18 protein-coding genes and 1 pseudogene are annotated in these 25,583 nt (G+C 44.9%); 15 read left to right on the top strand and 4 right to left on the bottom strand.

The annotated features are described in order from the left end of the window. Nucleotides 1-262: 262 nt before the first annotated feature. From R7E78_RS15110 to R7E78_RS15095, 4 genes are read left to right on the top strand one after another with little or no spacing between them, the layout of a single operon-like run. Nucleotides 263-1,213, top strand: coding sequence for a YbgA family protein (locus tag R7E78_RS15110; RefSeq protein WP_005383935.1), 951 nt, complete (start codon nt 263-265; stop codon nt 1,211-1,213). After that, a complete protein-coding gene (locus tag R7E78_RS15105) occupies nt 1,203-2,003 on the top strand; it encodes a MerR family transcriptional regulator (protein WP_005375142.1) in 801 nt (266 codons plus the stop codon). The genes R7E78_RS15110 and R7E78_RS15105 overlap by 11 nt, the downstream gene beginning before the upstream one ends. A 22-nt stretch (nt 2,004-2,025) precedes the next feature. After that, nucleotides 2,026-3,441: a deoxyribodipyrimidine photo-lyase gene (gene phrB / locus R7E78_RS15100; protein WP_222711967.1), complete on the top strand. Its 1,416-nt coding sequence runs from the start codon at nt 2,026-2,028 to the stop codon at nt 3,439-3,441. A gap of 6 nt (nt 3,442-3,447) precedes the next feature. Next, nucleotides 3,448-4,374, top strand: a complete 927-nt coding sequence (locus R7E78_RS15095; RefSeq protein ID WP_318058013.1) for a L,D-transpeptidase family protein — start codon at nt 3,448-3,450, stop codon at nt 4,372-4,374. Between the two features lie 26 nt (nt 4,375-4,400). Here the strand turns inward: R7E78_RS15095 and R7E78_RS15090 are convergent, their stop codons facing one another. Continuing rightward, nucleotides 4,401-4,655, bottom strand: coding sequence for an Lpp/OprI family alanine-zipper lipoprotein (locus R7E78_RS15090; protein ID WP_005375145.1), 255 nt, complete (start codon nt 4,653-4,655; stop codon nt 4,401-4,403). Between the two features lie 550 nt (nt 4,656-5,205). Here R7E78_RS15090 and R7E78_RS15085 point away from each other — a divergent pair. The 6 genes from R7E78_RS15085 (at nt 5,206) to R7E78_RS15060 (ending at nt 15,329) form a co-directional block, all read left to right on the top strand. Beyond that, nucleotides 5,206-6,549 carry a DEAD/DEAH box helicase gene (locus R7E78_RS15085; RefSeq protein WP_005383932.1) on the top strand — a complete coding sequence of 448 codons (1,344 nt, stop codon included), beginning with the start codon at nt 5,206-5,208 and terminating at the stop codon, nt 6,547-6,549. A gap of 324 nt (nt 6,550-6,873) precedes the next feature. Beyond that, nucleotides 6,874-8,871 (top strand): prolyl oligopeptidase family serine peptidase, encoded by a 1,998-nt coding sequence (locus R7E78_RS15080; RefSeq protein ID WP_318058012.1) that lies wholly within the window; start codon nt 6,874-6,876, stop codon nt 8,869-8,871. After that, on the top strand, nt 8,872-11,013 hold the full coding sequence (locus tag R7E78_RS15075; protein ID WP_318058011.1) for a TonB-dependent hemoglobin/transferrin/lactoferrin family receptor: 2,142 nt from the start codon (nt 8,872-8,874) through the stop codon (nt 11,011-11,013). It begins immediately after the preceding gene. A 9-nt stretch (nt 11,014-11,022) separates the two neighbouring features. Then, nucleotides 11,023-13,275: a proprotein convertase P-domain-containing protein gene (locus R7E78_RS15070; protein ID WP_318058010.1), complete on the top strand. Its 2,253-nt coding sequence runs from the start codon at nt 11,023-11,025 to the stop codon at nt 13,273-13,275. Between the two features lie 25 nt (nt 13,276-13,300). Further along, on the top strand, nt 13,301-14,752 hold the full coding sequence (locus R7E78_RS15065) for a DUF1566 domain-containing protein (protein ID WP_047104502.1): 1,452 nt from the start codon (nt 13,301-13,303) through the stop codon (nt 14,750-14,752). Nucleotide 14,753: 1 nt separating this feature from the next. Next, on the top strand, nt 14,754-15,329 hold the full coding sequence (locus R7E78_RS15060) for a DUF1566 domain-containing protein (RefSeq protein WP_017635423.1): 576 nt from the start codon (nt 14,754-14,756) through the stop codon (nt 15,327-15,329). Nucleotides 15,330-15,437: 108 nt separating this feature from the next. Here the strand turns inward: R7E78_RS15060 and R7E78_RS15055 are convergent, their stop codons facing one another. Next, nucleotides 15,438-17,081, bottom strand: a complete 1,644-nt coding sequence (locus R7E78_RS15055; protein WP_318058009.1) for a methyl-accepting chemotaxis protein — start codon at nt 17,079-17,081, stop codon at nt 15,438-15,440. Between the two features lie 330 nt (nt 17,082-17,411). Here R7E78_RS15055 and R7E78_RS15050 point away from each other — a divergent pair, with 330 nt between their 5' ends. The 5 genes from R7E78_RS15050 to R7E78_RS15030 all read left to right on the top strand — a co-directional run bounded on the left by R7E78_RS15050 (nt 17,412) and on the right by R7E78_RS15030 (nt 23,413). Further along, nucleotides 17,412-18,233 carry a phosphate ABC transporter substrate-binding protein gene (locus R7E78_RS15050; protein ID WP_005375153.1) on the top strand — a complete coding sequence of 274 codons (822 nt, stop codon included), beginning with the start codon at nt 17,412-17,414 and terminating at the stop codon, nt 18,231-18,233. Between the two features lie 100 nt (nt 18,234-18,333). Further along, nucleotides 18,334-19,266: a phosphate ABC transporter permease subunit PstC gene (gene pstC, locus R7E78_RS15045; protein WP_005375154.1), complete on the top strand. Its 933-nt coding sequence runs from the start codon at nt 18,334-18,336 to the stop codon at nt 19,264-19,266. A 22-nt stretch (nt 19,267-19,288) separates the two neighbouring features. Next, nucleotides 19,289-20,152, top strand: a complete 864-nt coding sequence (gene pstA / locus R7E78_RS15040; protein WP_318058008.1) for a phosphate ABC transporter permease PstA — start codon at nt 19,289-19,291, stop codon at nt 20,150-20,152. A 60-nt stretch (nt 20,153-20,212) separates the two neighbouring features. After that, nucleotides 20,213-20,962, top strand: coding sequence for a phosphate ABC transporter ATP-binding protein PstB (pstB, locus tag R7E78_RS15035; protein WP_318058007.1), 750 nt, complete (start codon nt 20,213-20,215; stop codon nt 20,960-20,962). 327 nt (nt 20,963-21,289) lie between these two features. Then, nucleotides 21,290-23,413 carry a GGDEF domain-containing protein gene (locus R7E78_RS15030; protein WP_318058006.1) on the top strand — a complete coding sequence of 708 codons (2,124 nt, stop codon included), beginning with the start codon at nt 21,290-21,292 and terminating at the stop codon, nt 23,411-23,413. 129 nt (nt 23,414-23,542) lie between these two features. Here R7E78_RS15030 and R7E78_RS15025 read toward each other — a convergent pair whose 3' ends face one another. Both R7E78_RS15025 and R7E78_RS15020 read right to left on the bottom strand, forming a co-directional pair. Further along, nucleotides 23,543-25,189: a BatD family protein gene (locus R7E78_RS15025; RefSeq protein WP_052767726.1), complete on the bottom strand. Its 1,647-nt coding sequence runs from the start codon at nt 25,187-25,189 to the stop codon at nt 23,543-23,545. Between the two features lie 4 nt (nt 25,190-25,193). Further along, nucleotides 25,194-25,583, bottom strand: a pseudogene (locus R7E78_RS15020) (hypothetical protein); the annotation flags it as partial.

The following is a 25,583-nucleotide window of genomic DNA, read 5'->3' as shown; positions in this document are numbered from 1 at the left end:
AACCACGCATTTAGAAACTGCAACCCCTATTGATAACTAAATCTGTTGAAATAAAAAGAGCAATCGATTTGCTTTTGAGCAGTTTGTCGATTGCGCGCACAAATTCTTTGTTTTTGGGCCAAACTTTTTTCTGACAGCTGGTTGATCGAAATACTTTCGAGTGAAGTAAAACGATTAAATTGTACAACTTATTTTCTTGTACAATCTGGAAAGGCTTGCTATAAGTTATACAACAAAACTTTTTGTATAGGGATGCGTCATCATGGAATCTTCAATCAAAGTAGGTATCAGTTCGTGTGTTTTGGGTGAACGAGTGCGTTTTGACTCTGGTCACAAGGTGAGCAACTTTGTGACTAAAGAGCTCAGCCCGTATTTTGACTTTGTTTCGGTATGCCCTGAAGTCGGCGTAGGTATGCCAGTACCCCGTCCAACAATTCGTCTTGTTTCTAATGAAGAGCGTGTTGCATTGGTTGAAACCAAAAATCCAGAAAATGATCATACCGACAATATGCTCACTTACTCGGCCAATAAAGTAGATGAACTTCAAAGCGAGCAGCTTTGTGGTTACATCGTTTGTGCCAAGTCACCAACTTGTGGCATGGAGCGAGTCAAGGTTTACAGCAAGAACAGTGCTGCGAAAGAAGGTGTTGGCTTGTATACACAAACATTGATGCAAAAAATGCCTTGGTTGCCTGTTGAAGAGGATGGCAGACTTAACGACCCTGTATTGAAAGAAAATTTTATCACTCGAGTATTTTGTCTAAATGACTTTTACGACTCGATGGATGGTGAGCCTACTCGTGGCAAAATCATCGACTTTCATTCGCGCTACAAACTGACGTTAATGGCACACCACCCAGAGTCATACCGATCCCTTGGCCGCTTAGTTGCCGATGTCGCTAATTATGAAATTGAAGACTTTTACCAAGAGTATCGTTTAGGACTGATGAAGGCGTTAACGAATCGGGCTAGCCGCAAAAATAACACAAATGTGTTGATGCATTTACAAGGGTACTTCAAACGCTCACTAACTAAAGAAGAAAAAGAAGAGTTAGCGACAGTGATTCACGACTACCGTATCGGAATGCTGCCTCTACTAGCACCACTTACGTTGATTAAGCATTACTTAAATACTTACCCAGACGAGTATTTATCAAAACAGAAGTTTTTAGAACCGTATCCGCAGGAGATGAGATTACGCTATGGTTTGTAGTTCAGAAGAAAAACTATACGCGATCCGAGATGTCGCAGAAATCACGGGTGTAAAACCAGTTACGCTGAGAGCTTGGCAACGAAGATACAACTTGATCCAACCTCAGCGAACTGAAAAAGGACACAGACTTTATCGCCAGCAAGATCTCGATACGATTCGCGAAGTCCAGAGCTGGCTCGCGAAGGGGATTTCGATTGGTAAAGTGAAGGGGCTGCTAGGAAAAAGCGCCGATGTCGAAGTCAAAAACGAGGTTCGCACACTCGAAGAAGTTGAAAACATGCTGCTTGCGCTGTCTACCCTGAATCGAGGAAAAGCAGAGAGTTTACTTGCCTCTGTTCTTAAAGAGTATCCACTAAAACTCGTTATTGATCAGTTTATTAGCCCAGTATTTGATGCGCTAGACATGGTAAAAGGATCGCTGCGATCTTTACAGGTAGGGTTATTTCAGACTTGTTTGATCACTCGACTTGCCCTTGTAATCGATTCTGAAAACAAAGCCGCTTCCAAAGGAAAGTGTCTGCTCATTAGCTTTGAACAAAACAGAGAATCTGAGAGTTGGATTCAAGCAGCGAAGCTTTGTGAACAAGGGTATCACACGACTTTGATCGATAAGGTTGATGATGTTTCTGGTCTACTAGATCACGAGGTCATTGAAAATGGTTCGTTTATCTACCTTTTCTCCAATAAAGCACTAGCTGCTAAACAAGTAGCGTCCATCAAAATGCTTCACGCACAGCTAGGTGATCGGATGGGGTGCTCTGAAGTGATAGAGAAATTACACCTAACTTAGTAGACAAAAGATAGGAGCTACCATGATTTTAGTATGGTTTCGACGTGACTTGCGTACGTTAGACCACACGGCACTCAAAGCGGCATTGGATTCAGGTCAGCCTGTCGTCGCTTGCTTTATCGCGACGCCAGAGCAGTGGCGGGAGCATCACATGGCGCCGATGCAGGCAGACCTCATTGCTCGTCGCTTAGCTTGTTTTAACGAGGAGCTTGAAAGCCTTAATATTCCTTTTTTGTACAAAGAGGTGCCGTCGTTTTCCGATTGTACAGATGTGATTAGCGGGTGGGCGGAAACACTTGAAGCCACGTCTGTCATGGCAAACATTCACTATGAGGTGAACGAACGAGAGCTCGATACACAAGTAAGTGAAGCGTTAGCTTCTCACGATATCGAATTTGAACTGTTTCATGACAAATGTGTGCACGCGCCAACGACGGTTCTTAATAAGCAAGGCGAATATTTTAAGGTATTTACGCCATTCAAGCGTGCTTGGTTAACGCAGTTCCATATGCCGACGGTAGTAAAACCTCACGAGCAAGCGCCACTCAATAAAAAGGTACTCGAACAATTAGAGTCGGCTCGATTTAATTCAAGCTTCACATTTAGCTATCCTCGAGAATCCAGTGAAGACTGGCTGGCTTCGACTAATGATATTTTGAAGCAGCTTAGGGAATTTGCACGGGAGCGCAGTGACGCGTATCAAAGCGAGCGAGACTTTCCAGCTATTGATGGCACTAGCCAACTGTCTCCATACCTTGCGATTGGCGCGCTATCACCAAGGCAGTGTATTGCTCGTTTGTATGCTGAAAATCAACAAAATGACCTTACAGAAGGGAAAGCAACTTGGTTAAGTGAGATCATTTGGCGTGAGTTTTATCAGCACTTATTGGTTTTCGAACCAAAACTCGTCAAAGGCAAAGGATTTATCGATTGGGAGGATAAAATCCAGTGGTCCTATGATGAGAAGGCCTTTGAGCGATGGAAGACAGGAACAACAGGATATCCAGTCGTTGATGCAGCAATGCGTCAGCTCAATCAAACAGGTTGGATGCATAATCGATTACGTATGATTGTCGCGAGCTTTCTTACCAAGGACTTACATATTGATTGGCGATGGGGAGAAGCGTACTTCATGAGTAAGCTGGTGGACGGCGATTTTGCAGCGAACAATGGTGGCTGGCAATGGTCTGCTTCTACGGGCTGTGACGGGCAGCCATACTTTCGTATTTTCAACCCGATAAGCCAAGGCGAAAAGTTCGATGCTAATGGTGAATTTGTGCGCCACTGGGTACCAGAAATCAAAAGTGTACCGAACAAATACATCCATAAACCTTGGACTTGGGAGGGCTTTTCTTTACTGGAATATCACAAGCCGATGGTTGATCACAAGACAGAAAGAGAGATAACCTTACAGCTCTTTAAAAGTGCCAAGGAATAGAGTGAAATGCTTAGCAAAAAGCGATCAATGAGTTTCGCAAAACGTACCCTGCTATCTGTGTCGTTATCTTTAGTGAGTGGTCTATCATTCGCTAAGATGTACGAATTACCAGAGGATGGAAGCCGTTTAATTGGTCGCCTTGAAAACCACGTCGTGCAAGAAGGCGAAACCATGGCAAATATCGCTAAGCTCTACGATGTGGGTATGCTAGGTTTAATGGCCGCAAACAAAGGCGTGGATCCCTTCTTACCAGAAGAGGGGCATGTTCTTACTATTCCGACACAGCTAATCCTCCCAGACGTACCTTATAAAGGTATCGTTATTAATCTAGCCGAGCTGCGCTTGTATTACTTTCCGAAAGGAGAGGATATTGTCCATGTATTTCCTGTCGGAATTGGCCGAATAGGGCGCGATACTCCAGTAATGACAACGCGTATCAGCCAAAAACGACCGAACCCTACATGGACTCCTCCAGCCTCTATTCGTGCCGAGTACAAAGCAAAGAGCATTGATCTACCAGCCGTTGTTCCTGCGGGGCCTGATAATCCACTTGGTATGTTTGCATTGCGTTTAGCTTACGGGAATGGCGAATACCTAATTCATGGTACCAACAAGGACTTTGGGATTGGTATGCGAGTCAGCGCGGGTTGTATTCGTATGGACCCAAGTGACATTGAGTGGTTATTTGACAAGGTTCGTAACGGCGAAGACGTTAACATCATTAATCAGCCTATCAAAATGACACTTGAACCTGACAGAAGTGTGTTCTTAGAAGCACATGAGCCTTTGACTCGTAGTAATGGCGAGAAAGATGAACTGAAAGTGCCGAAAGAGTTAAAGTGGTGGCTGGATGAATTCGGTATGAAAAACGTGAAGGCTAAAGCAGCAATCGCTGCACAGAATGGGGTTCCTATCGAAATAACCGCGCCTTAACGGGCGTTAAGACGCGGTATTAAATCTTACTTAGTGTAAGACTGAGCGATGTTATCGATACGCTCGTTAGCACGCTCAGCTTCTTCTTGAGCAGCCATTGCTGCTGCGCCTGATTTTTGAACGTCAGATTGAAGAGCTTGTACGTCTTGGCTTAGTTGGCTAACTTGGTTGCTTAGTTCGTCTAATTTTGCTGCATTTGCTGTTGCTGCGTCATCAGAAGAAGCACAACCGGCTAGTAGAAGTACTGAAGTTGCTGCAGCTGCGATCAACGTTTTGTTCATATAAGAACTCCTTGCTTATAGTGAAAGTCTCGCCACTAACTATTATTTTATACAGTAGCGAGGTTAAATGTGGTTACATTTTATCAGTACATGATGTAGCAAAAGTCAAAAAAACCCAAGAATTTCATGGAGTACCTGACGTCAACTTTTACCTGAACTTAACAAAGTTTAACTACCTATCCTTTATTTCGTTCTCACAACAGTTTTCATAGCAGGTGTATTTGCCACGTTCCTGATATCAATAATTTAGACGATATTGACACAAATGAAAGTTTATTGGCCCAAATAACTGCTATTTAAGTCGTTTTGTTGATGGATAGAAGACATATCTGAAAGGCCTTTCACTGAACTTCACGTTCAGATGCATATCAAAAAGGCTAGGGTTTACTCTGAACTGAGCCACAAATGATGTTTTACCTTCACCACAGGGAATTAGTTTGTGTGATCTCTATCTATACTCCTATGATTTGCGGTATTATACCGAGCTTTATTTTTTTGCTGCGTTAGAGCGGAAACGACACTACAGAGCGCTCAGACGCTGACTGATTTATTGGAGAATACTTTGCAATTTAAAGATCTAGGCCTAGACAACCGATTGTTGAAGAACCTAAAACACTACGATTTTAAAAAAGCGACTGACATTCAGCAGCAGGCGATTCCTGTTGCGATTGCAGGCAAGGATCTATTGGCATCTTCGAAAACGGGTTCGGGCAAGACTTTGGCGTTTGTATTGCCAATGCTTCATAAGTCTTTAAAGACAAAATCGTTTTCTGCGAAAGACCCTCGCGCGGTTATCCTTGCTCCTACTCGTGAGTTAGCGAAACAAGTATATGGTGAGCTTCGTTCTATGCTAGCTGGCCTATCTTATGAAGCAGCACTGATTTTGGGTGGTGAGAACTTTAACGATCAGGTAAAAGCTCTGCGTCGTTACCCGAAATTTATCGTGGCGACACCAGGACGTTTGGCTGATCACTTAGATCATCGTTCGCTTTATCTGGATGGTTTGGAAACGCTGATTCTTGACGAAGCAGACCGTATGTTGGATTTGGGCTTTGCACCAGAGCTTCGTCGCATTCATAAAGCAGCCAAGCATCGTCGTCGTCAAACGTTGATGTTCTCTGCGACATTAGATCATGCAGACGTCAATGAAATCGCGGCTGAAATGCTCAATGCGCCAAAGCGTATTGCTATCGGCGTTTCTAACGAAGAACATAAAGATATTACGCAAAAATTTTACTTGTGTGATCACCTGGATCATAAAGAGGCAATTTTAGATCGTGTTCTTTCTGAGGCTGAATATCGTCAAGTTATTATCTTTACGGCAACGCGTGATGATACTGAGCGACTAACAGAAAAGCTAAACGAAAAGAAACTGAAGGCTGTAGCACTGAGTGGTAACTTGAACCAGACTCAACGTAACACCATTATGAGTCAGTTTGAGCGCGCAGTATTTAAGATCCTTGTAACGACTGATGTTGCTTCCCGCGGTTTGGATATTGCAACTGTGACACACGTCATCAACTTCGATATGCCAAAGCATACCGAAGAATACGTACACCGAGTTGGTCGTACTGGTCGTGCTGGAAACAAAGGGGATGCAATCTCTCTTGTTGGTCCAAAAGACTGGGATAGCTTTAAACGTGTAGAAGCATACCTACAACAAGATCTTGAGTTTTCAGTGTTCGAAGATTTGAAAGGTAAGTTTAAAGGCCTTAAGCCACCTAAACCAGATTTCCGCAATAAGAAAGCGACCGCAAAGAAAGCTCGCCCTCAAGCGAAAAAGTCGGCGAAAAAACCAGCTAAGCGTGACAAGAGCTTCTACAAAAACGTATCTGTGGGTGATGATGTCTTCATCCCTAAGAAAAAACCAGCGGCACCGAGCTCTGAAGAGTAAAAGCTGCTGTAGTTTCCCATTGATTTTAGTTCTTAAAAATCCGAGTGTTCGCACTCGGATTTTTTATGTCTGTCGCTAGGTGAAATAGCGTCTTTCCATACTCACTCGTTTGTCAGCCTTTATATTTGTCTGGTTGTATATAAACAGCATAGAACGCTAATTTAGGAAGTTATTAAGTTTTATAACCTCGGTCAAAGCAAACGTTTTTCCTCACACACTAGATAAAAATCTCACATGATTATGAAAATGATAATTGATCTCATTTTTATTTAAGGGCAGAATACGCGCCATTGTATTAATCCTATAAATGAATTCGCTCTCTATATGAAATTTACTCATGTTTTTTTAGGGCTCATAATTACCTCTAGTTCTGTCTTTGCTGCTGATGATTTCAACTGGCTTCGAGATGATGCTCGTAAAGATGAGCGAGTTCTTACCTACCTAACAGAACAAAACCACAAAACTGAACAGCACCAAAAAAGTTATCAGACGTTGACAAAAAACCTACTCACACAGTGGGGTACCATGGTGGCAGACAAAGGTGATAAGCCATGGTCGATCATTAGTGGAAGAGAGTGGACGCTAACGCGTCGCGATGGTCGTTACTTACTGTTATCCCGTGCGAGTCAACATGCACCAGAAAACGTGGTGTTCGATTTCGATGAACGACAATCTGCGCATCAGTACTACCAACTTGGTCAATGGCAAGTGAATGGTGACACATTACTTTTCACTGAAGATATCGACGGCAGCGAACAATATCGCGCCGTGGTTGTTGATTTACTCTCCGGCCAATCTACGGAACTGGCGACGCACGTCGATAGTGGCGTATTGTTATCACCTAACGGGAAAGTGGCATTCCTCGTTGCAAAGGAAAAGCGCACTCAGCGACCTCATCAGATCTTACGTATCTCCACTGAATCTTTGGCAAAAACAGTCCTATGGAATGAACCCAAGTCAGATTGGTTACTTTCTTTCTATCGTGCGGCAGATAGCCGTTATGCTGTGCTGCAAAGCAACAACGAGTCAACAACAGAGCAGAAGCTTGTCGACCTAGAAACGGGCACTGTCTCCGATTCATTGCGAAAGCCTGAAGTGGGTGTGGAATATTACGCGGATGTGGCGAAAGGTTACATTTATCTGAAAAGCAACCTTGAAGGAAAGCTCGCCCTTTACCAAGTCGAACTCGCACCGCTTGGCGCAACATGGCAACGCTTCACCAATCCTCGTGAGCCGCTTGAACAGTTCTACCTTTATGATGCAGGAGTTGTGGCACTTAGCAAGCCAAACAATGTGTCGACTTTGACGGTGTATTCTTACCAAGGGCAGGAAAAAGTGATACTGCCATTGGAACACGATGGTAATGTCGCTTGGCTAAGCACGTTGGGCGATTTTGAATCAAACAAGATTCGTATCCGAAGCATGTCGATGACTACGCCTCCTCAGTGGGAAGAGTTCGATGTAAAAACGCTGAATAAATCCTTGTACTCTCAAGATGCTTACCAAGACTTTGATAGTCAGCGTTATGTATCCCAACGTATTTTTATTAAGCACGACGGCGTTTCTGTCCCGGTCTCTTTGGCGTATCGCAAAGACAAATTGCACCCACAATCTCCTGTGATGATTTACGGTTACGGCGCGTATGGTTTTACGATGAAACCGTACTTTATGCCTCAGGTTATCAGTTTACTCGACCAAGGTGTGATTTACGCTATCGCCCATGTCCGTGGCGGTGGGTACTTTGGCGATGAATGGCACGAGCAAGGCCGTGGTGTGCGAAAAGCCAATTCTATTGGTGATTTTGTCGCGGCCGCGAAGGCGCTGCAAACATTCGAACGTGGTAATAGAGAGGTTTTCGCCATCGGTTCTAGTGCTGGTGGCACGTTGGTGGCCGGAGCGGTTAATCAAGATCCTAAATTGTTTTCAGGTGTCGTACTTAAAGTGCCTTTTGTTGATGTGGTTGCAAGTATGACGGATACCTCACTTCCGCTTACCACACAGCAGTATGGCGAATGGGGTAACCCAACCAAACCTGAACAATTGGCGTTAATGAAGGCGTACGATCCGATTCTCAATATCCATAAAAACGCTTACCCACCCATGTTGGTTCAAGTCGGTTTAATCGATCAGCGCGTGCCATATTGGGAAGGCGCAAAGTATCTCGCTAAAGTTTCAGCGTTAAGTGAGCGCAACGGGCCGTACTTGTTGCAAACTAATTTTAATTCGGGCCACCAAATGGACCCGCGACAAGCGCAAGAACAACAAGCAAAAGAATACGCATTTCTACTATCACTCATTAAAACATCTAAAGCGGAGCAGTAAATGAAGCTTACCCCAGTGTCAGCGACAGTACTTTTGGTACTTGCTGCCAGTCAAGTGCACGCCGAATCTAAGGTTTTCTCAATGGAAGAGGTGGTGGTAACCGCCAATAAAATCGATCAGCCATTGTCAAAAGTGGCAGGTAGTGTCGCGGTTATCACAAACGAGCAAATCGAAGAAAGAGGCGAGACCGAGCTATATGACGTGCTGCGTAACGAACCTGGTGTAAGCGTGACGGGCGGTGCAGGACGTCCGCAAAACATTACCATCCGTGGTATGACGGGTAACCGCATTATGATCGTTCGTGATGGCATTCGTTCTGCGGATGGCTTCGGTGCGAATGACATTAATGATGCAGTTGGGCGAGATACTTTTGATTTATCCAATTTTGAATCGCTGCAAATCATTAAAGGGGCAAGTTCTTCGGTGCATGGCTCTGGCGCGATCGGCGGTGTGGTGATTTTAGAATCCAGTCAGCCGGGTGATTTCTTAAAAGACAAAGACTTCTACACCGATGTTTCCGGTACTTACACCGATATCAGCAACAAGTACAAAGGCACGAGTAATCTAGCTTTCCGTTCCGGTGACACAGAGAGTTTGTTTAACGTTTCATACTGGCAAGGACAAGAGACACGTAACTTTGATGAAGATTTGTATAACCGCGATCTCGATGGTTACAGCGGTGCTTATACGATCAACCACTTTTTCAATGAAGAGGTGATGTTGAAAGCCAAAGCGGAACTCTACACCCAGAACCAAGAGCGTTTGGAGGGTTCACCGTCCATTCAACCTGATGGAATTTGGCATATTGAAGACTTTGCTGAGGATGAAACCACAGAAGAGTACAGCGCTTATATTGGTGCAGAGGTGACTCCGATTAATCCAACTTGGTTCGAAGAGTTGGATACCAAAGTTTACTGGCGTCACACCGAAGTGGTGGAAGACACCAACCGTTTAATGCGCCAAGTGGATCACAATGGTTTGATCACCAAGCGTCGCGAGCTGGAACACAAAACCTTCATTGACGAAACAATTGGCTTCCGTGGCGATTTCACCAATACGATTTATGCAGCAAATGCTGAGCACCAATTGGCTTACGGTGTTGAGCTTTCTACAGACTATTACGAACGCACAGATAGCGACTCCAAGATTGATTGGAACGGAGTAACACCTTCGACCAAACAACCTTTCGCTCCTGCTCGTGCTTATAACATTGGTTTGTACGTTCGAGACATGGTGGAACTGGATAAATGGACCATCACAGGTGGCCTACGCTTTGATGCGCACCGTCTCACGCCAGACGGTGCGGGTGAAGTGGGCGGCTTCCCATTAAAAGACATGGATAGCTCAGAGGTATCTCCAAGTCTTTCGGTTTCTCGTGAAATGTTTGCCAACAACATTGCTTATGTATCTTATAACCATGGTTACCGTGCTCCGGAATACGATAAAGCGTATGGCTTCGTAAGCCACGACTTTGTGCCGCTCACGCCGTTTGTCATTGCACCAAACATGGATCTAGAAGCTGAAACTTCCGACTCATTTGAAATCGGTAACAAGTTCGATAACGGTCGTGCGTATGTCTATGCGTCTGTGTTCTACAACAAGTTTGAAAACTTCATCGATGTTGTGACCACAGGCTTTGATTCAAGCACTGGTAATTACATCAAACAGTACCAAAACCTTGATGGCGTAGAGACTTATGGCGCAGAGCTTTCTGCGGGTTACGCGCTCACCAAACAATGGGATATCAGCACTAAGTTTGGCTACGTAGATGGCAAAGACGCGGAAGGCGAATACGTTCGAAGCATTACGCCATTCGAAGGTAACGCTCAACTGAAATACGCCAACCAAGACTTCAACGCTTACGTGGCTTGGAACTGGGCCGCTGCCATGGATCGCGTTCCTAAATGCCAGACCACGCTTGGTCTAGCGACAGAGTGTGCTCAGACAAGCGCGTGGAATACGTTTGATCTTGGCGCAACTTACTACGTTTCCAAAGACCTTCGTGTTAGCGCAAACATCGTCAACTTGTTCGACAAAGAGTACATCCGATACCAGGACGTAGCGGGTATCGCTGAGGAAAGTAAGCGTTACTCAACTGAGCCTGGGCGCTACTTCACGCTAAATGCAAAATACGAATTCTAGGACGAAATCATGAAGCTAAAACCATTGGCGTTTTCACTACTTATTGCTTGTACCCCTGCGGCGCAGGCTGCAGAGTGGGATTATCCCGCAACGGACTCTGTGGTAACGAATGAAGCGCAAGCGAAAACTTATCTAGACAGCCACTACTCAGAAACGGGCGAGTTTAAGTTCCGTTACAAAACCCAGTCTCAGCTTGGTGAGCATTACAATTTTGATGTTTGGGTAAACGGTGAATATCAAGCACAGCGTGCCCTAGTAGTAACAACCGATAAAAATCATCACGTTGTGCGAGTGTTTAAGAGCCTTGAAGATACGATCATTCGCAACGGTAAACCAACGGTTGCAATGGAATTGGAATCGCCTCGCCAACTGCAAGCACAAGAGCCACCTGCTCTGAGCTCTGGAAGTCTGGTTGATGTTGAGGTTTCTTTATTCAACCCAGATCTTCGCACCATGCAACAGCAAGCGGCACCAGAATCGACGTGGTCAGCACTGTCCGATTACCCTCAGCCGATCGAGTACGTCACCAAGTCGATTGAGGTTTTAAAGTCGGGAGGTAAGTTCTATCTCTCTAACCCAAGATTAAAGCAAGTGGATGCGACGGGTTTATTTGCAGCCCCAGCACCTGGTGAAGCACCTGTGCTTGATACGTTGGACTTTCTCAGCGCAGAAGGAGTTCAAGCGTTTGACAGTGTTGATGAGATGCAAAGCACCGAGTTTGGTGACAATGCGTTCCCACAGTTGATGGCTTTTTATCATCTTGATAGCTCGATCCAATATCTGACAAGCCTGACTTACGACTTGTTTGACGAACCGCTTCGTTTTGACGCTCGCGGTTTATCAAAAGATAACTCTACTTACTATTACGGTCCGAAAGCACTCATGCTAGGTGTCGGTGGTGTTTCTCTGGATGCAGTTGATGCTGATGTGGTGATACACGAGCTTGGGCATGGCATTCATTACCAAATCGTACCGGATTGGGCGTACGGTCACACTGGTGCTATCGCAGAGGGTTTTGCTGATTACTGGGCGGGCAGCGCGAGCTACCGCATTCAATATTTGGATGCTTCGCGTCGTGGTCAAGAGTTCGAGCTAGATACGGTGTTCAACTGGGACGGTGTGTTCGGAACACGCAAAACAACTCGTAGCTTATGGAACCAAAGAGCACGTTACTTCGAAAGCTCAGAGTATCCAGCGCACGTCAGTGTGGGCGGTGAACTAGGTGACGAGCTATGGTCAACGCCGCTGTTTCAAGCGCTTAAAGCATCGGTTGAACGATACGGTGATGATACCGATAGGGTGTTCCGCGAGTTTGACGCCATTGTTCTTGAAGGCATGTACGGCATTGGTCGTGGCGTGAAAATGCATGATCTGGCGGAGTCGACCGTGTTTGCCGCAAACATCTTGTTCCCAAATAAAGACTACGCCCAATTCCTGACGGACAGCTTCAACAGACACAACTTACTTAAAGCGCCTCTTCGTGTTCGCTATGACGCTCGATACATCGCACAAGGTCAAGACGTTGGTTTGAGCCTGAGCCAAACTGGCCGTGAAGCGAGCATCAAAGGGCAATGGCAGCTAAACAACGCATCTGTTTTCGATTTTGATGAAACGCTTTCTGACTCGACCTCAATGAAGGTGGCGTTACCAAGCGGTCTAACATGTGGCACGCAATTCGATTCCTCTATTTCATTGGATTATCAATTTTCTGAAGGCCTAAAGACTCACCAGTGGAGTGAAAAGGTGGTGCTGGTTAATGGTACGCCAGAGCTCGATATCCAGCCTCAACCAGTGAACTCCGCTTTGCCGGAACAGGGCGACAGACTGTTCTCTCAGACGCTATCGGACAAGTCACGCACGATTGATGATTCGTTTGCGGTTTACCTGAACATCGAACATGACTCACTGCAAGATCTGCAAGTGACGCTAGTGTCTCCACAAGGCAAATCGGTCGTGCTACTTAGCCATCAATCAAGCAATACCAAAGGATTTAAAGGTTACTTCACCGCTCAGTATGACGAGGAGTTACAAGCACTTGTCGGTCAACCGAGTTGGGGTACTTGGCGTCTCGAAGTGTCTGACCGCGTGTCAGGGAACTCTGGGGTGTTGAAAGAGTGGGGTGTGAGTCACTTTGCTCAGTATCAGTGTAGTGCTGATACCACTAAAGAAAGCAGTGGCGGTGGTTCAGGTGGCAGTGGTTCGCCTTGGACCTTGTTAGGACTTTTCCTGCTTTCAATGGTGAGAGTGATTCGCTCTCGTTAATTAAAATCAAAAGAAGATAAAATCTATGAAGTTTCAATATTCTTTCGTTGCTATGTCACTAGCCCTTGCTGGCTGTGGCGGAGGTTCTGGTGGTGACACGTCGGCACCGACCTATGATGTAGCTGGCACCATCGTTTCTGCAGGTACACTTCTTGATACGCCAGTATGTATCGATTTAAACCAAAACTACGTTTGTGATTCCACTGAACCGAGTGCTAAAACGGATAATGCCGGTAAATTTAGCCTGACTTCAAGCGACAAAAACGTACTAACCAGCACCATTCTTGCTCAAGTTGATCAAGGTTCAAACCAAACGTTGCGTCTTGCGGCTCCGGGTCAAAATTTAGCAACGGGTAACACGGTCAATGGTGTAACAACGTTGCTCGCGGGTCTTGTAATTGACGGTAAAACCGTTGCTCAAGCTGAAGAGATTGTGAAAGCGCAACTCGCCGATGCCGGCGTTTCTCTTTCTGGTACGGTGATGTCTAACGCAGAAGCTAGCGAGCTAGACAAGCTAGAGCAAAACACGGTTGTGCTATTAGCTGCGATGCAGCCACAACAAATGACCCAAGGCGTAGCGCTGCTTGCTCAAAGCCTTAGCTTCCAGGGTAAATCATTGGCCTCTGATCTTCTGTCTGAAGCGGAAGTAAGTGCATTTGCTGAAGAAATTGTAGCGGTTGCTGAACAAACGGTTGGTAGTAACGATACGGGCGCCGTTCTTTATTTTGCTGAAGGAGCAGCAGACGTAGCAGAGGTTCAAGCGTCTTACCCTGGTCAAGATGCGGAATACGGCTTCGACAAAGAGGACAAGCAAACGTCGACAGGCGCTGGCTTTAAGTTCGTTAAGCTAGATTCACAAGGTGCAGCTTTAGCTGCAGATGCGACTGAGTGGGCTTGTACTATGGACGAACGTACTGGTCTTGTTTGGGAAAATAAGAGTGCGGATGCGAGCTCGGTTCAATTTAAAGATCGCCTGTTTGCGTTTGAGTCTGAAGCATTTAAGCCATTTAGCAAAGATGTAGAGCTTGCAGGTTGTAAAGACGCTGGTGATGAAGTTTGTACCACTAGCCAATATGTTGAGTACATAAACAAACAATCGTTATGTGGAATCACTGGTTGGCGCTTGCCTACTTACCGTGAGACTTATGACTTACTAGACTTTGGTGAACAAACACTGTTTGCTCCGAACGATGAATATGCAAAATACAACGTCTATGGTTTTAATGTTAAATACTTTCCACAGCAAACCATAGGTAGCCCTTATTTAGGATATGGTGCGTTTTGGCATAGCGACTTTAAGTTTACGAATGCATCATCACAACTTATTGATGGCGAGATTTATTTCCCTGCGATTGTCTCCCGGGGCAAAGATAGAGGCACTATTTCATACGTCGAGATTCGATCAAGCAACACAAGTGCGGGTGCCGATGATTCTTACCAATTCCCAATCCGTCTAGTCGCAGTTAAGGGGCAATAAGATGAAGAAATTAATAACTGTACTATCTCTTACTTTGGCTTCTCAAACTGCAATAGCTGCACAAGAGTGTTCTACTGACTTTGCTAAAACGGCACCTAACACGCGTTATACATATTCTGAGAGCGGTACCGTAACTGACCTGAAAACAGGTCTAACATGGATGCGCTGTCCAGTTGGTATGACATGGAATGTAGGAAACCAAGAATGCCAGGGGACGCGATCTACAATGTCATGGCAACTCGCTCTCTCCACAGCCAAACAAATTCGTAATAAGGACGGCAACCATCCTCTTCACAATTTTGCTGACAAAAAAAATTGGCGACTAGCAAATATCAAAGAGCTAGTATCTCTAACTGAGCGAGCTTGCCACAGCCCAGCCATAAATAGTACAGGGTTTGCTAGCGGCTATAGTCTGACAGATGGAGATGATGTTCTAGGGCGTTATGTCTGGAGCAACACACCTAATGGCGACGGTAAGCATGTTGCAACTTTTGATACGACTAATGGTGAGGTTTTCAATAGAGATCCGTTAAACTCAAGTTTCAAAAGTTCTCTCTTGTTAGTGACAGATGAATAATAATTATTACGTTAATAAGGGTTGATAGCTTTGCCTTTAAAATAAGCTCCGCCAGTGCGGAGCTTTTTCTTTTCTAACCTTTGGAACTTATCGTGTTGAGCAGAGAATTTAAACTTGGAACTGCTTAAGCTGATGTTTTTGGTTTTCTGCTAAACCAGACAACTCTTGCGCTGCCGCGGCTGATTGAGTGATACCAGTGACGTTCTGGCTCACTAGTTCATAGATGTTCGTTAAGTTGTTGTTGATATCAGCCGTGACCTGCTTCTGCTCTTCTGATGCGGTCGCAACTTGAGTGTTGATTGAGTTCAGATCGGCGATAGCATTACTGATATTAGCAAGTGATTGGCTAACTTCTTGTGTCAGAGCTTGGTTGTCTGACAACATCGCTAAGCTGAAATGCATACTTTCATTTGCGTGACCAGATTGTTGCTGTAGCTCTTCTATAACGGTTTGGATCTCTTTGGTGGACTCCTGAGTTCGCGCTGCCAGCATACGTACTTCATCGGCCACTACCGCAAAGCCTCTGCCACTTTCGCCCGCTCGTGCAGCTTCAATCGCTGCATTCAGTGCAAGTAGATTCGTTTGCTCAGAAATACCTTCAATCACTTCGATCACGCGACCAATGTGTTCTGATTGATCTTTTAGCGAAGTTACGACGGCAGCGGCTTCGTTAAGTTGTTCCGCCATCTTTTCACTTGCGCGAGTGCTTTCCCCAAACATGCTTATACTTTGTGAGGTTAACGTACGTGCTTGATTTGATGCACTATCGGCTTCTTGTGCATTGGTCGATACTCCAGCTGCGGTCGACTCTAGCTGATTGATCGCCGAGGCTACTTGCTCAACTTCTTGCTTTTCTTGATCCGAGTTGACGCTGCTTTGAGTCATAACAGTTGCTAACTCGGTTGATGCTGATGCCACATCTTCACTAATGCGAACCAATGCGCTTACAGTTTCACGCAGTTTTTCTATGGTCTGGTTTACATCTCGAGCCAGCTGAGACACTTCGTTTTTCCCGATGGCTTCGGCCTTAACTAGTAGGTTTCCCTTCGCGACTTCCTGCATCGTTACTTGAAGGTTACGAATCGGCGCAACGATGTAGCTGGCGAGTACCCAACTAATAAGTGAAGCGGCACTCAAGATCACCGCAAGCGAGACGGCGCTGTAAGTTAGCGTGGTTGAATGTTGTTCGCCATTCGTTTCGACTTCATCGGTGACGATTTGATTCAATTGTTTAGATAGTTTGTCGATGGCGTTGATCATCGCTTCGCCAGCTAATCGATACTCAGCCATTGTAGATTCGTACTTTTGATTGAAATCAGAGGTGGTGTAATCAGAAGAGTGTTTAGTGGTGAGCAGAGGTGTCATGGTAACGCGAGTGAAATCAACATAGTGATTCATGGCCTTACGCATAGCATTGACTTCATTTTGAACGCCAGGGAGATTGTCGATGGAGTTAAGAAAATCGCGGTTTTTGTTTTGTCGCTCAGAAAGCTCTTGGTTGAGAGACTGAACATCTTCGGCTCTAAATAGACTATAAATGGCTTTGATGCGCATGGCGTAAGTGTTGTCTACGATGCCGCTAAGTTCCTCTTTGTGAATGATTAGCTTATGGGTGGAAGCCGAAACCTTATTGAATGCTTGATCGAGTTTACCGATTCCGACACTCAGTCCAATGATGAGTAATATAACTGTGAATAGAACAGGCAGAAAAACCTGAAGTTTAATAGAAAGCGTACTAAGAAATTGACGCATGAGATTGACCCTCTATCGGTTTAATTATTATCTTTTTTATAAATAAGCATTTCGATTTTAATTGTTATATTTGCCAAATCAATGAGTTACTCATATCTAATTGTTATGAAATGTACCAAAATCGATGGGGTTATCATCTTGAACATGAGGCAACTTATAAAAACGTTACGTTCAAATTGAGAGAGGGATAAGTCGCGGAATTAATAGTTAGAAATGACAACGTGTCATAGAGGGTTCAACTAAGTGAAACACAACTGTCATATTCAAATTCTAAAGTGAGCACCGTTCAAGTGAAACACAACGGCAATAAAGCCACTTAAGGAAATTGTGATGAAAAAGACAGTAATCGGTGCAATCGCACTTCTAGGCGCAATGGCAGTGACTCCTGTTTCTGCTAAAGAAACTATCTCTGCAGTGGGTTCTAGCAGCGTAACTCCACTGATGGAAGTTTTCTCTGAAACGTACATGAAGAAGAACCCTAACGTATTTATCGAAGTTCAAGGTCCTGGTTCTTCAGCTGGTGTAAAAGCAGCGAAAAATGGTTCAGCAGACCTTGGTATGTCTTCTCGTAATCTAAAAGACTCTGAAAAAGAATCAACACTAATCGAAGAAGTGGTTGCTCGTGATGGTATCGCAGTGGTTGTCAACCCACAAAACAAACTGCCAGGTCTAACAGCCGAGCAAGTGACTGCAATCTACAAAGGCGAAGTATCAAACTGGAAAGAAGTCGGTGGTGCAGACAAGCCAATCGTAGCCATTACTCGTGACACAGCTTCTGGTACTCGTGGCGCATTTGAAGACATCATGTCTCTAAAAATGAAGATTTCTGGTAAGAAGGTATCAGCTATCTCTCAACGTGCTCAAGTTGCAAACGGTAACGGCGCACTGAAAACAATGGTTGCATCTAACCCATACGCAATCGGCTACATTTCTCTTGGTACTGTAGACAACACTGTTAATGCGCTAGCAATCGACGGCGTTGATGCAACGGTAGCTAACGTTAAAAACGGTTCTTACAAAGTAGCGCGTCCATTCCTTGTTCTTTACAAAGAAGGCAAGCCATCAACAGAAACGCAAAAATTCCTAGACTGGATGCTAACTGATGAAGCGCAAGCGCTAGTTGACCAAAAAGGTTACATCTCAGTTAACTAATCCCATCGGGACTCTAAAGTTTGCTCAGCCCAACGTTTCGGGCTGAGCCTTTTCTATCCATTGTGTTCAACGGCATTGCCCAGAACCGTGAGATTTTTAAATGACCATCGCAACAAATAGTGAAAAGCTTATGAATACTGACGCTAGAGCTATCAGCAAGTCAGGCCTACGCGAGAAGCGTCGTGTAGACTGGAAAGAGCGCATCTTCCACGGCTTGTTCCTAACGAGTGCCGTAATCGGCATTGTTTCATTGGCCGTTATTGCATACTTCATCGTTCGAGAGAGTATTCCGGCATTCCAAGAAGCAGGCGTATCGGGCATTGTCTTAGGACAAAACTGGTTACCACCTGCGCTTTACGGTGTCGCCACCATGATTGTGGCATCTATCGTATCGACGGCTGGTGCTGTCATTGTTGGGGTTCCAATTGGTGTTCTGACCGCCATTTTTATCGCTGAAATCGCACCAAAGCGATTAGCAGACATCATCCGTCCAGCGGTTGAGCTGCTAGCCGGTATTCCTTCAGTGGTCTACGGTTTCTTCGGTCTGGTTATTATCGTTCCATTGATTCAGAAAGTATTTGATGTACCTGCAGGTAACACTATCTTGGCCGGTATTATTGTTCTTGGTGTGATGATTCTACCAACAGTAATTACGGTTTCTGAAACGTCTATTCGCGCTGTCCCTCGTACTTATAAAGAAGGTTCTTTGGCACTGGGCGCATCGAAAATCTACACCATCTTTAAGTTGCTCGTTCCAGCGGCTCGCTCAGGCATCATGACAGGTGTGATACTGGGTATCGGTCGTGCGTTGGGTGAGACCATGGCGATTATCATGGTTATGGGTAACGCGCCGGCAATGCCAGAAGGCATCTTGGATTCGGCTCGTACACTAACTGCAAACATCGCTATTGAAATGTCTTACGCAAGTGGTGTTCACGCGAACGCACTTTACGCTACAGGTGTAGTACTTCTGGTCTTCATCATGTCGTTGAACGCTGTACTACTGTACCTAAACCGAGAAAAAGCGAAGTAATCGCTCGTTAAAGGTGACTATTATGGATCGCGCAAAACTGAAAAAAGCACGCCAGTTCAAAGATAATGTCTTTAACGCATTTGTCTGGATCTCGGCAGCACTAACGGTAGGTTTTTTGTTCTGGATTATCTGGTACATCCTATCAAACGGTCTACAACACGTAGATTGGAACTTCATTACTGATAACTATACGCGTACAGGTGAAGAGCATGGTATCTTCCCAATGATTGTGGCGACCATTTACATGGTTATCGCTTCTATCGCAGTGGCAGCGCCACTCGGTATCATGACGGCAATCTACTTGACCGAATACGCGAAAGTGGGCAGTCGTTTGGTGAAAATCATCCGATTCTGTACCGAGTCATTGGCGGGTATCCCGTCGATCATTTTCGGCCTGTTTGGTATGACTTTCTTCGTGGCGATTCTTGGCCTTGGCTTCTCGATTCTGTCGGGTGCATTGACGCTAAGTATCCTAATCCTGCCAGTGATCATCCGTACAACGGAAGAAGCGCTGATGGCAGTGCCACAAACTTACTGTGAAGGCTCTTATGGCCTCGGTGCTTCTAAGATTTACACTATCTGGCGTTTGATTCTTCCGAGTGCAATGCCAGGTATCTTAACCTCGGTCATTCTAAGTATTGGTCGTGTCATTGGTGAGTCTGCTCCAGTATTCCTGACAGCAGGTATGGTTGCACGTATTCCGGACTCTTTATTGGATTCAGGTCGTACGCTAACCGTTCACCTATACAAACTGACTACCGAACTGTTTACCGTTGAAGAATGGAATCAGGCTTACGGTACGGCAACAGTGCTTATCGTAGTTGTTCTCTTGATCAACATGGTAACGAAACTGATTGCTAGACGTTTTAACACCGCAACTTACTAACAACACTAATTAAGAACGCACGTTAAAAGACACGAATTCAAGAATTAAGAGATTAAGACAATGAACAAATTTGATATTGAAAACCTAGGCCTATTCTACGGTGACAACCAAGCACTGAAATCGATCAACTTACCAATTCCAGTTCGCCAAGTAACTGCACTTATCGGCCCGTCAGGTTGCGGAAAATCAACGCTTCTACGCTGTTTGAACCGAATGAATGATCTAATCGAAGGCGTGAAAATTACAGGTAAATTGGCGATGGACGGCGAAGATATTTACGGCAACATTGATGTTGCTGACCTTCGCATCAAAGTCGGCATGGTATTCCAAAAGCCAAACCCATTCCCGATGAGCATTTACGAGAACGTGGCTTACGGCTTACGTGCTCAAGGTATCAAAGACAAAAAGACAATTGATGAAGTGGTAGAGCGTTCGCTGCGCGGTGCTGCACTTTGGGATGAGGTGAAAGATCGCCTTAAATCACACGCATTCGGTCTTTCTGGTGGTCAGCAGCAACGTTTATGTATTGCACGTACAATCGCGATGGAGCCGGATGTGATTCTGATGGATGAGCCAACGTCGGCACTTGACCCAATTGCGACACACAAAATCGAAGAACTGATGGAAGAGCTAAAGAAGAACTACACCATCGTTATCGTGACTCACTCAATGCAACAGGCGCGTCGTATCTCTGACCGCACTGCGTTTTTCCTAATGGGTGAACTGGTTGAGCACAACGATACGCAAGTGATCTTTAGCAACCCTCAAGACGACCGTACTCAAGGCTACGTAAATGGTGATTTCGGTTAATCCACCGTATTTACAAGCATAACTAAATAACTATAAGCGATGGTAACTTTGCCCCTCTTGATGAGGGGCCTTTTTCTTTTTAAGTCGTAGGCTTAAAACATCTACCAACACAAAAATCTTGTAAATAAGTACAACTTTCCTCCCCAGTTTATAAAGCATGTAACTTATGTGAAACATGGCTTTAAAAGTGCTGAAGAGCTCTCGAATGTAACACTAAGTCTGATAATTTTGCGAATGACTTAACAGCTCAAATTTGAACGTATTGATTGCATATCATGGCCTAAGTAGTTTTTTATCGAGGATAAAAAAGTAGATTAGGTTGGTAGGGTGAGTTTAAGAAGTTTTACAAGAAAAGTGTCTTCAACGAGGGACCATCGGTTGCTAGCGGAGGCAATCTTTGATCATTTAGAGAGTCTGTTCTCCCCTCAAGCCCTCGCTATTTTTGAAGATCCTTCAATTAACCCTCGTCATTCGATGAGCTTCTCTCGCGGAGAGCTTTACCCAACCCAAAACTATCCTGAGACATTCTGGGAGTGGGCAAGTCAGTTTGACACCTCTGAAAGCATCATACCTCTGGCGATCAACACTTGTAACTGGAATCACACCCGAGATTTAGGCGGTGATAGTTACATCATGATGCTCGACAACACGCCTATCAAACGTACCTACCTACTGATTCAATCTGTACATGCTCGCACAGCACATAATATCTATGAAGAAAGTTACGACGCAATGCAGCTCGCAGCGGCGCGTTGGCAATGTATTCGTGCTGAAAAAAATGCCTCGAAAGAGATCAGGCACAGAGATATTCGTGAAGCGCAATATGTTGATGAGATTAGCCAACGCGAGCGCTTTATCGAAAATATGAAGTTAGTTCAGCAAGTTGCACTCGAAATCTCTAACCCTGATTCTTTAAAGGACTTGTACTACAAAGCCGTCGAAGCGTTACGTGAACGACTTGGGTTTGATCGCTCTACACTGATGCTTCTCGATATGAAAAAGCGCAGCTTCAGTGGTACATACGGTACGGATGAGTCAGGAATTACGATTGATGAATTTCACACACAATACGATTTACACCAACTTAGCGAGGAGTATATCACCGCGTTATCTAGCCTCGAGAGCAACTTAGTTATTGTAGAAGACGCGCCAATATACACAGCAGGCAAGGTCATCGGGCAGGGCTGGAATGCGATGTTGATTTTACGCGATGGCAATGAACCGTTTGGGTGGTTCGCGCTAGATAACTTTATTCATCGTAAGCCGATAACGGCATATCAAAAACAGATGTTGGACTCGTTTGGTTCACTCTTCTCTCAAATTTACATTCGTAAGCGCCAAGAACAAAACGTACGCATGCTGCATTCAAGCATGGTTGAGTTATCACGTTGCACTACTGTCAGTGGAGTATGCAAATCGGCCGTCACTTTCGCCATTAAAAATCTTGGTATTGATCGAATGGCGGTGTTTTTAACTGATGAAAATTGCTCTTACATGCAAGGAACGTGGGGTACCGATATTCAAGGTAATGTGGTGGATGAATCTTACTTCTTTGGCGAAACCCAAGATTTCTCTCTTATAAATCTGGCTCGCTCAATGCCAAACGAAGTCGCATTTGAAGAATCAGTGCCTATTTATCATGACTGTAATATTGTTGGCTTTGGTTGGGCTGCGATGACGGTATTGACTTCAAATAGCAGTGGTCCTATCGCCTTTATCGCTGTTGATAATTTGCTGACACGTGCGCCCTTAACTTCTCAGTTACGTGAAGTGATTCGTATGTTCGCGTCCAGCTTAGCTGAAGTATTGCAACGTACTCAAGCTCAAGAGGCGATTCGCGAACTAAACGAAAACTTAGAGCTGGAGGTTCAGAACCGAACAAAAGAGTTAGAGGAAGCCAATCGACAGCTTGAGGTACTTTCTAAGCTCGATCCTTTGACGCGTCTTGGTAATCGCCGCATGTTAGAACATGTGATGCAAAAATATTGTGCCCTAGAGTATGAAGACGACATGTCGTTTGGCCAGATCCTGATTGATATTGACCATTTTGGCTTATTCAATAATCACTATGGTCATCTCGAAGGCGATATCGCATTGATGCGAATTGGCTATATCTTGGATCATCATACCAAAGGTGAAGATGAAGTTTTTTGCCGTATCGGAGGTGAGGAGTTTGCATTGCTCATGATTGGTTCTGAGCAAGAGGAGGTTCGACTGAGAGCAGAGTGCATTCGTCAGTGCATCGAGGGCGAGGGGATAAAGCATCGACATAACCCAGAAGGGGAGTTACTTACCGTTTCAGTCGGTTACTCCTGTTATAAAGCGAAAGGCAAAGACTTTAATTTCGACCATTTATATCAGTTGTCGGATAAGGCACTCTATCAAGCGAAGAATCATGGGCGAAATTGTGTAAGGCGATACGAATACGAGCCCCAAGTGTTTGTTGAGTGAGTGATGTTCATAAGAGCAACTTGATAGGGAAGGGGGCGGCGGTTGGTGCTCTAGATAAAACCGCTAAAGCAAATTTGGCCGGATAAGAGAATTGGCAGCTCATGAGAGCTGCCATTGTTATCTAGTTATTTATAGCTTTTCGAGCTGGTGGTCGGTTTTTGTTACGTTTGCTTTGCCAAGGTTTTGAATTTTCGCTAGCAGCGAATCAGGGCTCCAAGGTTGTTGGTTAGCACTAAAATACGCTTGATTCATGGCATTAAGCTCTTGCTTAATTGCTTGTACGTCGCCAGGGTTTAGCCTGTCTTGATGAGTGGTTAAATACTCATTTACAGAGCGTTCAATTTTCGCAGCATCGCCCTCTTCGATGACTTTTTTTAGCGCGTCGATGCAAAGTGGTTGTTCAGTATTTGAAACCGTTCCACTCGCTGTTATTGACCGCTTTTTCCATGCCCAAATAGCGATTCCCAATGTCATTATCCAAAGCCCTAGGAAAACAAAGGTTAATGTTCGCCAGAGACTGTTTACATCGCCGCTTGATTCAGGACTAGGGGCTGACACTAAAGGCGCTGAAAGAGGCGATTCCGGCAACGTGATTAGCCCAGTGTCATTTTTCTCTACGTCTAATGTTAGCTCTGGTAACGTTGTTTTCTTCGCTTCATCATTTTGACTGTCCCACCAGTTCAAGTCGTATCCTGGTAAGGTATATTTCCCGGCCTCTGTAGGAATAATGACTTGCTTCACCGTCATGGTAACGGTGCCATCTCTCGCGCTATCGAACTTAGGTTGTTCGGGATACACGCGCAGTGAACTCGGGTAACTAATATTGACTCGTGGCAGATATTCGGCTTGTGTACCGCGAGCCTTAACTTGAATGGTTCGAGTGAGTGAAGAGCCTTGTTTTACTGTGTTGATCGCGTTAGTCGACAGTAGATTACCTTGATCGTCTTGCCAGCTCTGTGTCATTTCTAACGCTGAAGCAGGAAGCCATTCACCTTTAAATTCGCTCGGAATCGGTTTGACCGTGATTGGCATGCGTTCCGCTTTGGTGTTGATAGGCATTATTTTGGTTGAGCCCGTCAAGCTGTCGCCATAAATATAAGAACCGGTCAGTTTAGGACCTATCAAGGTATAAGTGCCTGGTTGATTGGCCGTTAAGCGAAACGACTGCTCTATGACCGCTACTTCTAACCCATTTAAGATCTTCTGTCTTTGTTGTAAGCCACCCAGTGCCTCAAGCTTCATGCCTTTAATCTGCGGAGGTACTATTTGCGGGTTATCTAGGCGTCGAGTGTCCGCTTTAATTAGAAGTTGTATACGTAATGTTGCAGATTGCTGAGGGTAGAGCGTACTGTTGTCGACCGTAATATTGAAGCTAAATAGATCATCAAGATTGGGGTCTGTTTGGCTCGCGTTGACACGCAGTTTGATCGGCTCCGTTCTCATACCATCAGCGGAAAAACTTGGAATAGTCAGAACACCTTCTTTCATTGGTGCAATTGAGATACTCCACTCGGTACGCACTGATTTTCTTCCGTTAATGTTATTGCTAGAGCGGCCATAACGAGGTTGACCTAAGAAGAAGTCTTTCTCTAGAACATTGAAGTCGATTGAGTCTGAGCTGAGCTCAGTATCTGAAATGATTCTGAGGTTAATCACTTCATTCTTGGCTACTTGTGTTTTATTCACACTAGCTTGAAGTGTCTGTGCCATCACCGAGAAACTAGATATTAGGCTGGCCACAAAAATAAAGACCAGTTTTACGCCTTTGTTCATCACAGGCTTACCACTCCTTTTGAGATTGTTGTGGAGGTTGTTTTTGTTGCGCTTGAAGTTGCATTTGCGCACGGATCAAAAAGCTTGGGTCGCGAGCACTTTCTACTGCTTCTAGTCGACGGAACTCAGGATCATCCTGATGCATTTTTTCGGGATGCGCTTTAGCCTGTATTGGTTCACCTTGATCCTTCACTTGCTTGTCATCTCGTTGCGGTTGATGTTGTTCCGTTTTTTGTTTTTCTTTTTTATTTTCAGAATCTTGCTGATTTTGTGACTGTTGTCCTTGCGCTTCTTTCCCTTCGTTTTGAGACTTTTGTTGCTGTTGCTGTTGCTGTTGCTGTTGCTGTTGCTGTTGCTGTTGCTGTTGCTGTTGCTGTTGCTGTTGCTGTTGCTGTTG

The sequence above is a fragment of the Vibrio sp. YT-19(2023) genome (assembly GCF_033337395.1).
Note: the sequence above shows the minus strand (reverse complement) of the source record. Positions and strands in the feature narration are given on the sequence as shown.

Excerpts from the sequence above, each read along its gene's own strand:
- R7E78_RS15105 (WP_005375142.1), top strand. The coding sequence starts at position 1,203 with ATGGTTTGTAGTTCAGAAGAAAAACTATACGCGATCCGAGATGTCGCA.
- R7E78_RS15110 (WP_005383935.1), top strand. The coding sequence starts at position 263 with ATGGAATCTTCAATCAAAGTAGGTATCAGTTCGTGTGTTTTGGGTGAA.
- pstA (WP_318058008.1), top strand. The coding sequence starts at position 19,289 with ATGGATCGCGCAAAACTGAAAAAAGCACGCCAGTTCAAAGATAATGTC.
- R7E78_RS15095 (WP_318058013.1), top strand. The coding sequence starts at position 3,448 with ATGCTTAGCAAAAAGCGATCAATGAGTTTCGCAAAACGTACCCTGCTA.
- R7E78_RS15090 (WP_005375145.1), bottom strand. The coding sequence starts at position 4,655 with ATGAACAAAACGTTGATCGCAGCTGCAGCAACTTCAGTACTTCTACTA.
- R7E78_RS15060 (WP_017635423.1), top strand. The coding sequence starts at position 14,754 with ATGAAGAAATTAATAACTGTACTATCTCTTACTTTGGCTTCTCAAACT.
- R7E78_RS15055 (WP_318058009.1), bottom strand. The coding sequence starts at position 17,081 with ATGCGTCAATTTCTTAGTACGCTTTCTATTAAACTTCAGGTTTTTCTG.
- R7E78_RS15065 (WP_047104502.1), top strand. The coding sequence starts at position 13,301 with ATGAAGTTTCAATATTCTTTCGTTGCTATGTCACTAGCCCTTGCTGGC.
- pstC (WP_005375154.1), top strand. The coding sequence starts at position 18,334 with ATGACCATCGCAACAAATAGTGAAAAGCTTATGAATACTGACGCTAGA.
- R7E78_RS15070 (WP_318058010.1), top strand. The coding sequence starts at position 11,023 with ATGAAGCTAAAACCATTGGCGTTTTCACTACTTATTGCTTGTACCCCT.
- R7E78_RS15075 (WP_318058011.1), top strand. The coding sequence starts at position 8,872 with ATGAAGCTTACCCCAGTGTCAGCGACAGTACTTTTGGTACTTGCTGCC.
- R7E78_RS15050 (WP_005375153.1), top strand. The coding sequence starts at position 17,412 with ATGAAAAAGACAGTAATCGGTGCAATCGCACTTCTAGGCGCAATGGCA.
- pstB (WP_318058007.1), top strand. The coding sequence starts at position 20,213 with ATGAACAAATTTGATATTGAAAACCTAGGCCTATTCTACGGTGACAAC.
- R7E78_RS15080 (WP_318058012.1), top strand. The coding sequence starts at position 6,874 with ATGAAATTTACTCATGTTTTTTTAGGGCTCATAATTACCTCTAGTTCT.
- phrB (WP_222711967.1), top strand. The coding sequence starts at position 2,026 with ATGATTTTAGTATGGTTTCGACGTGACTTGCGTACGTTAGACCACACG.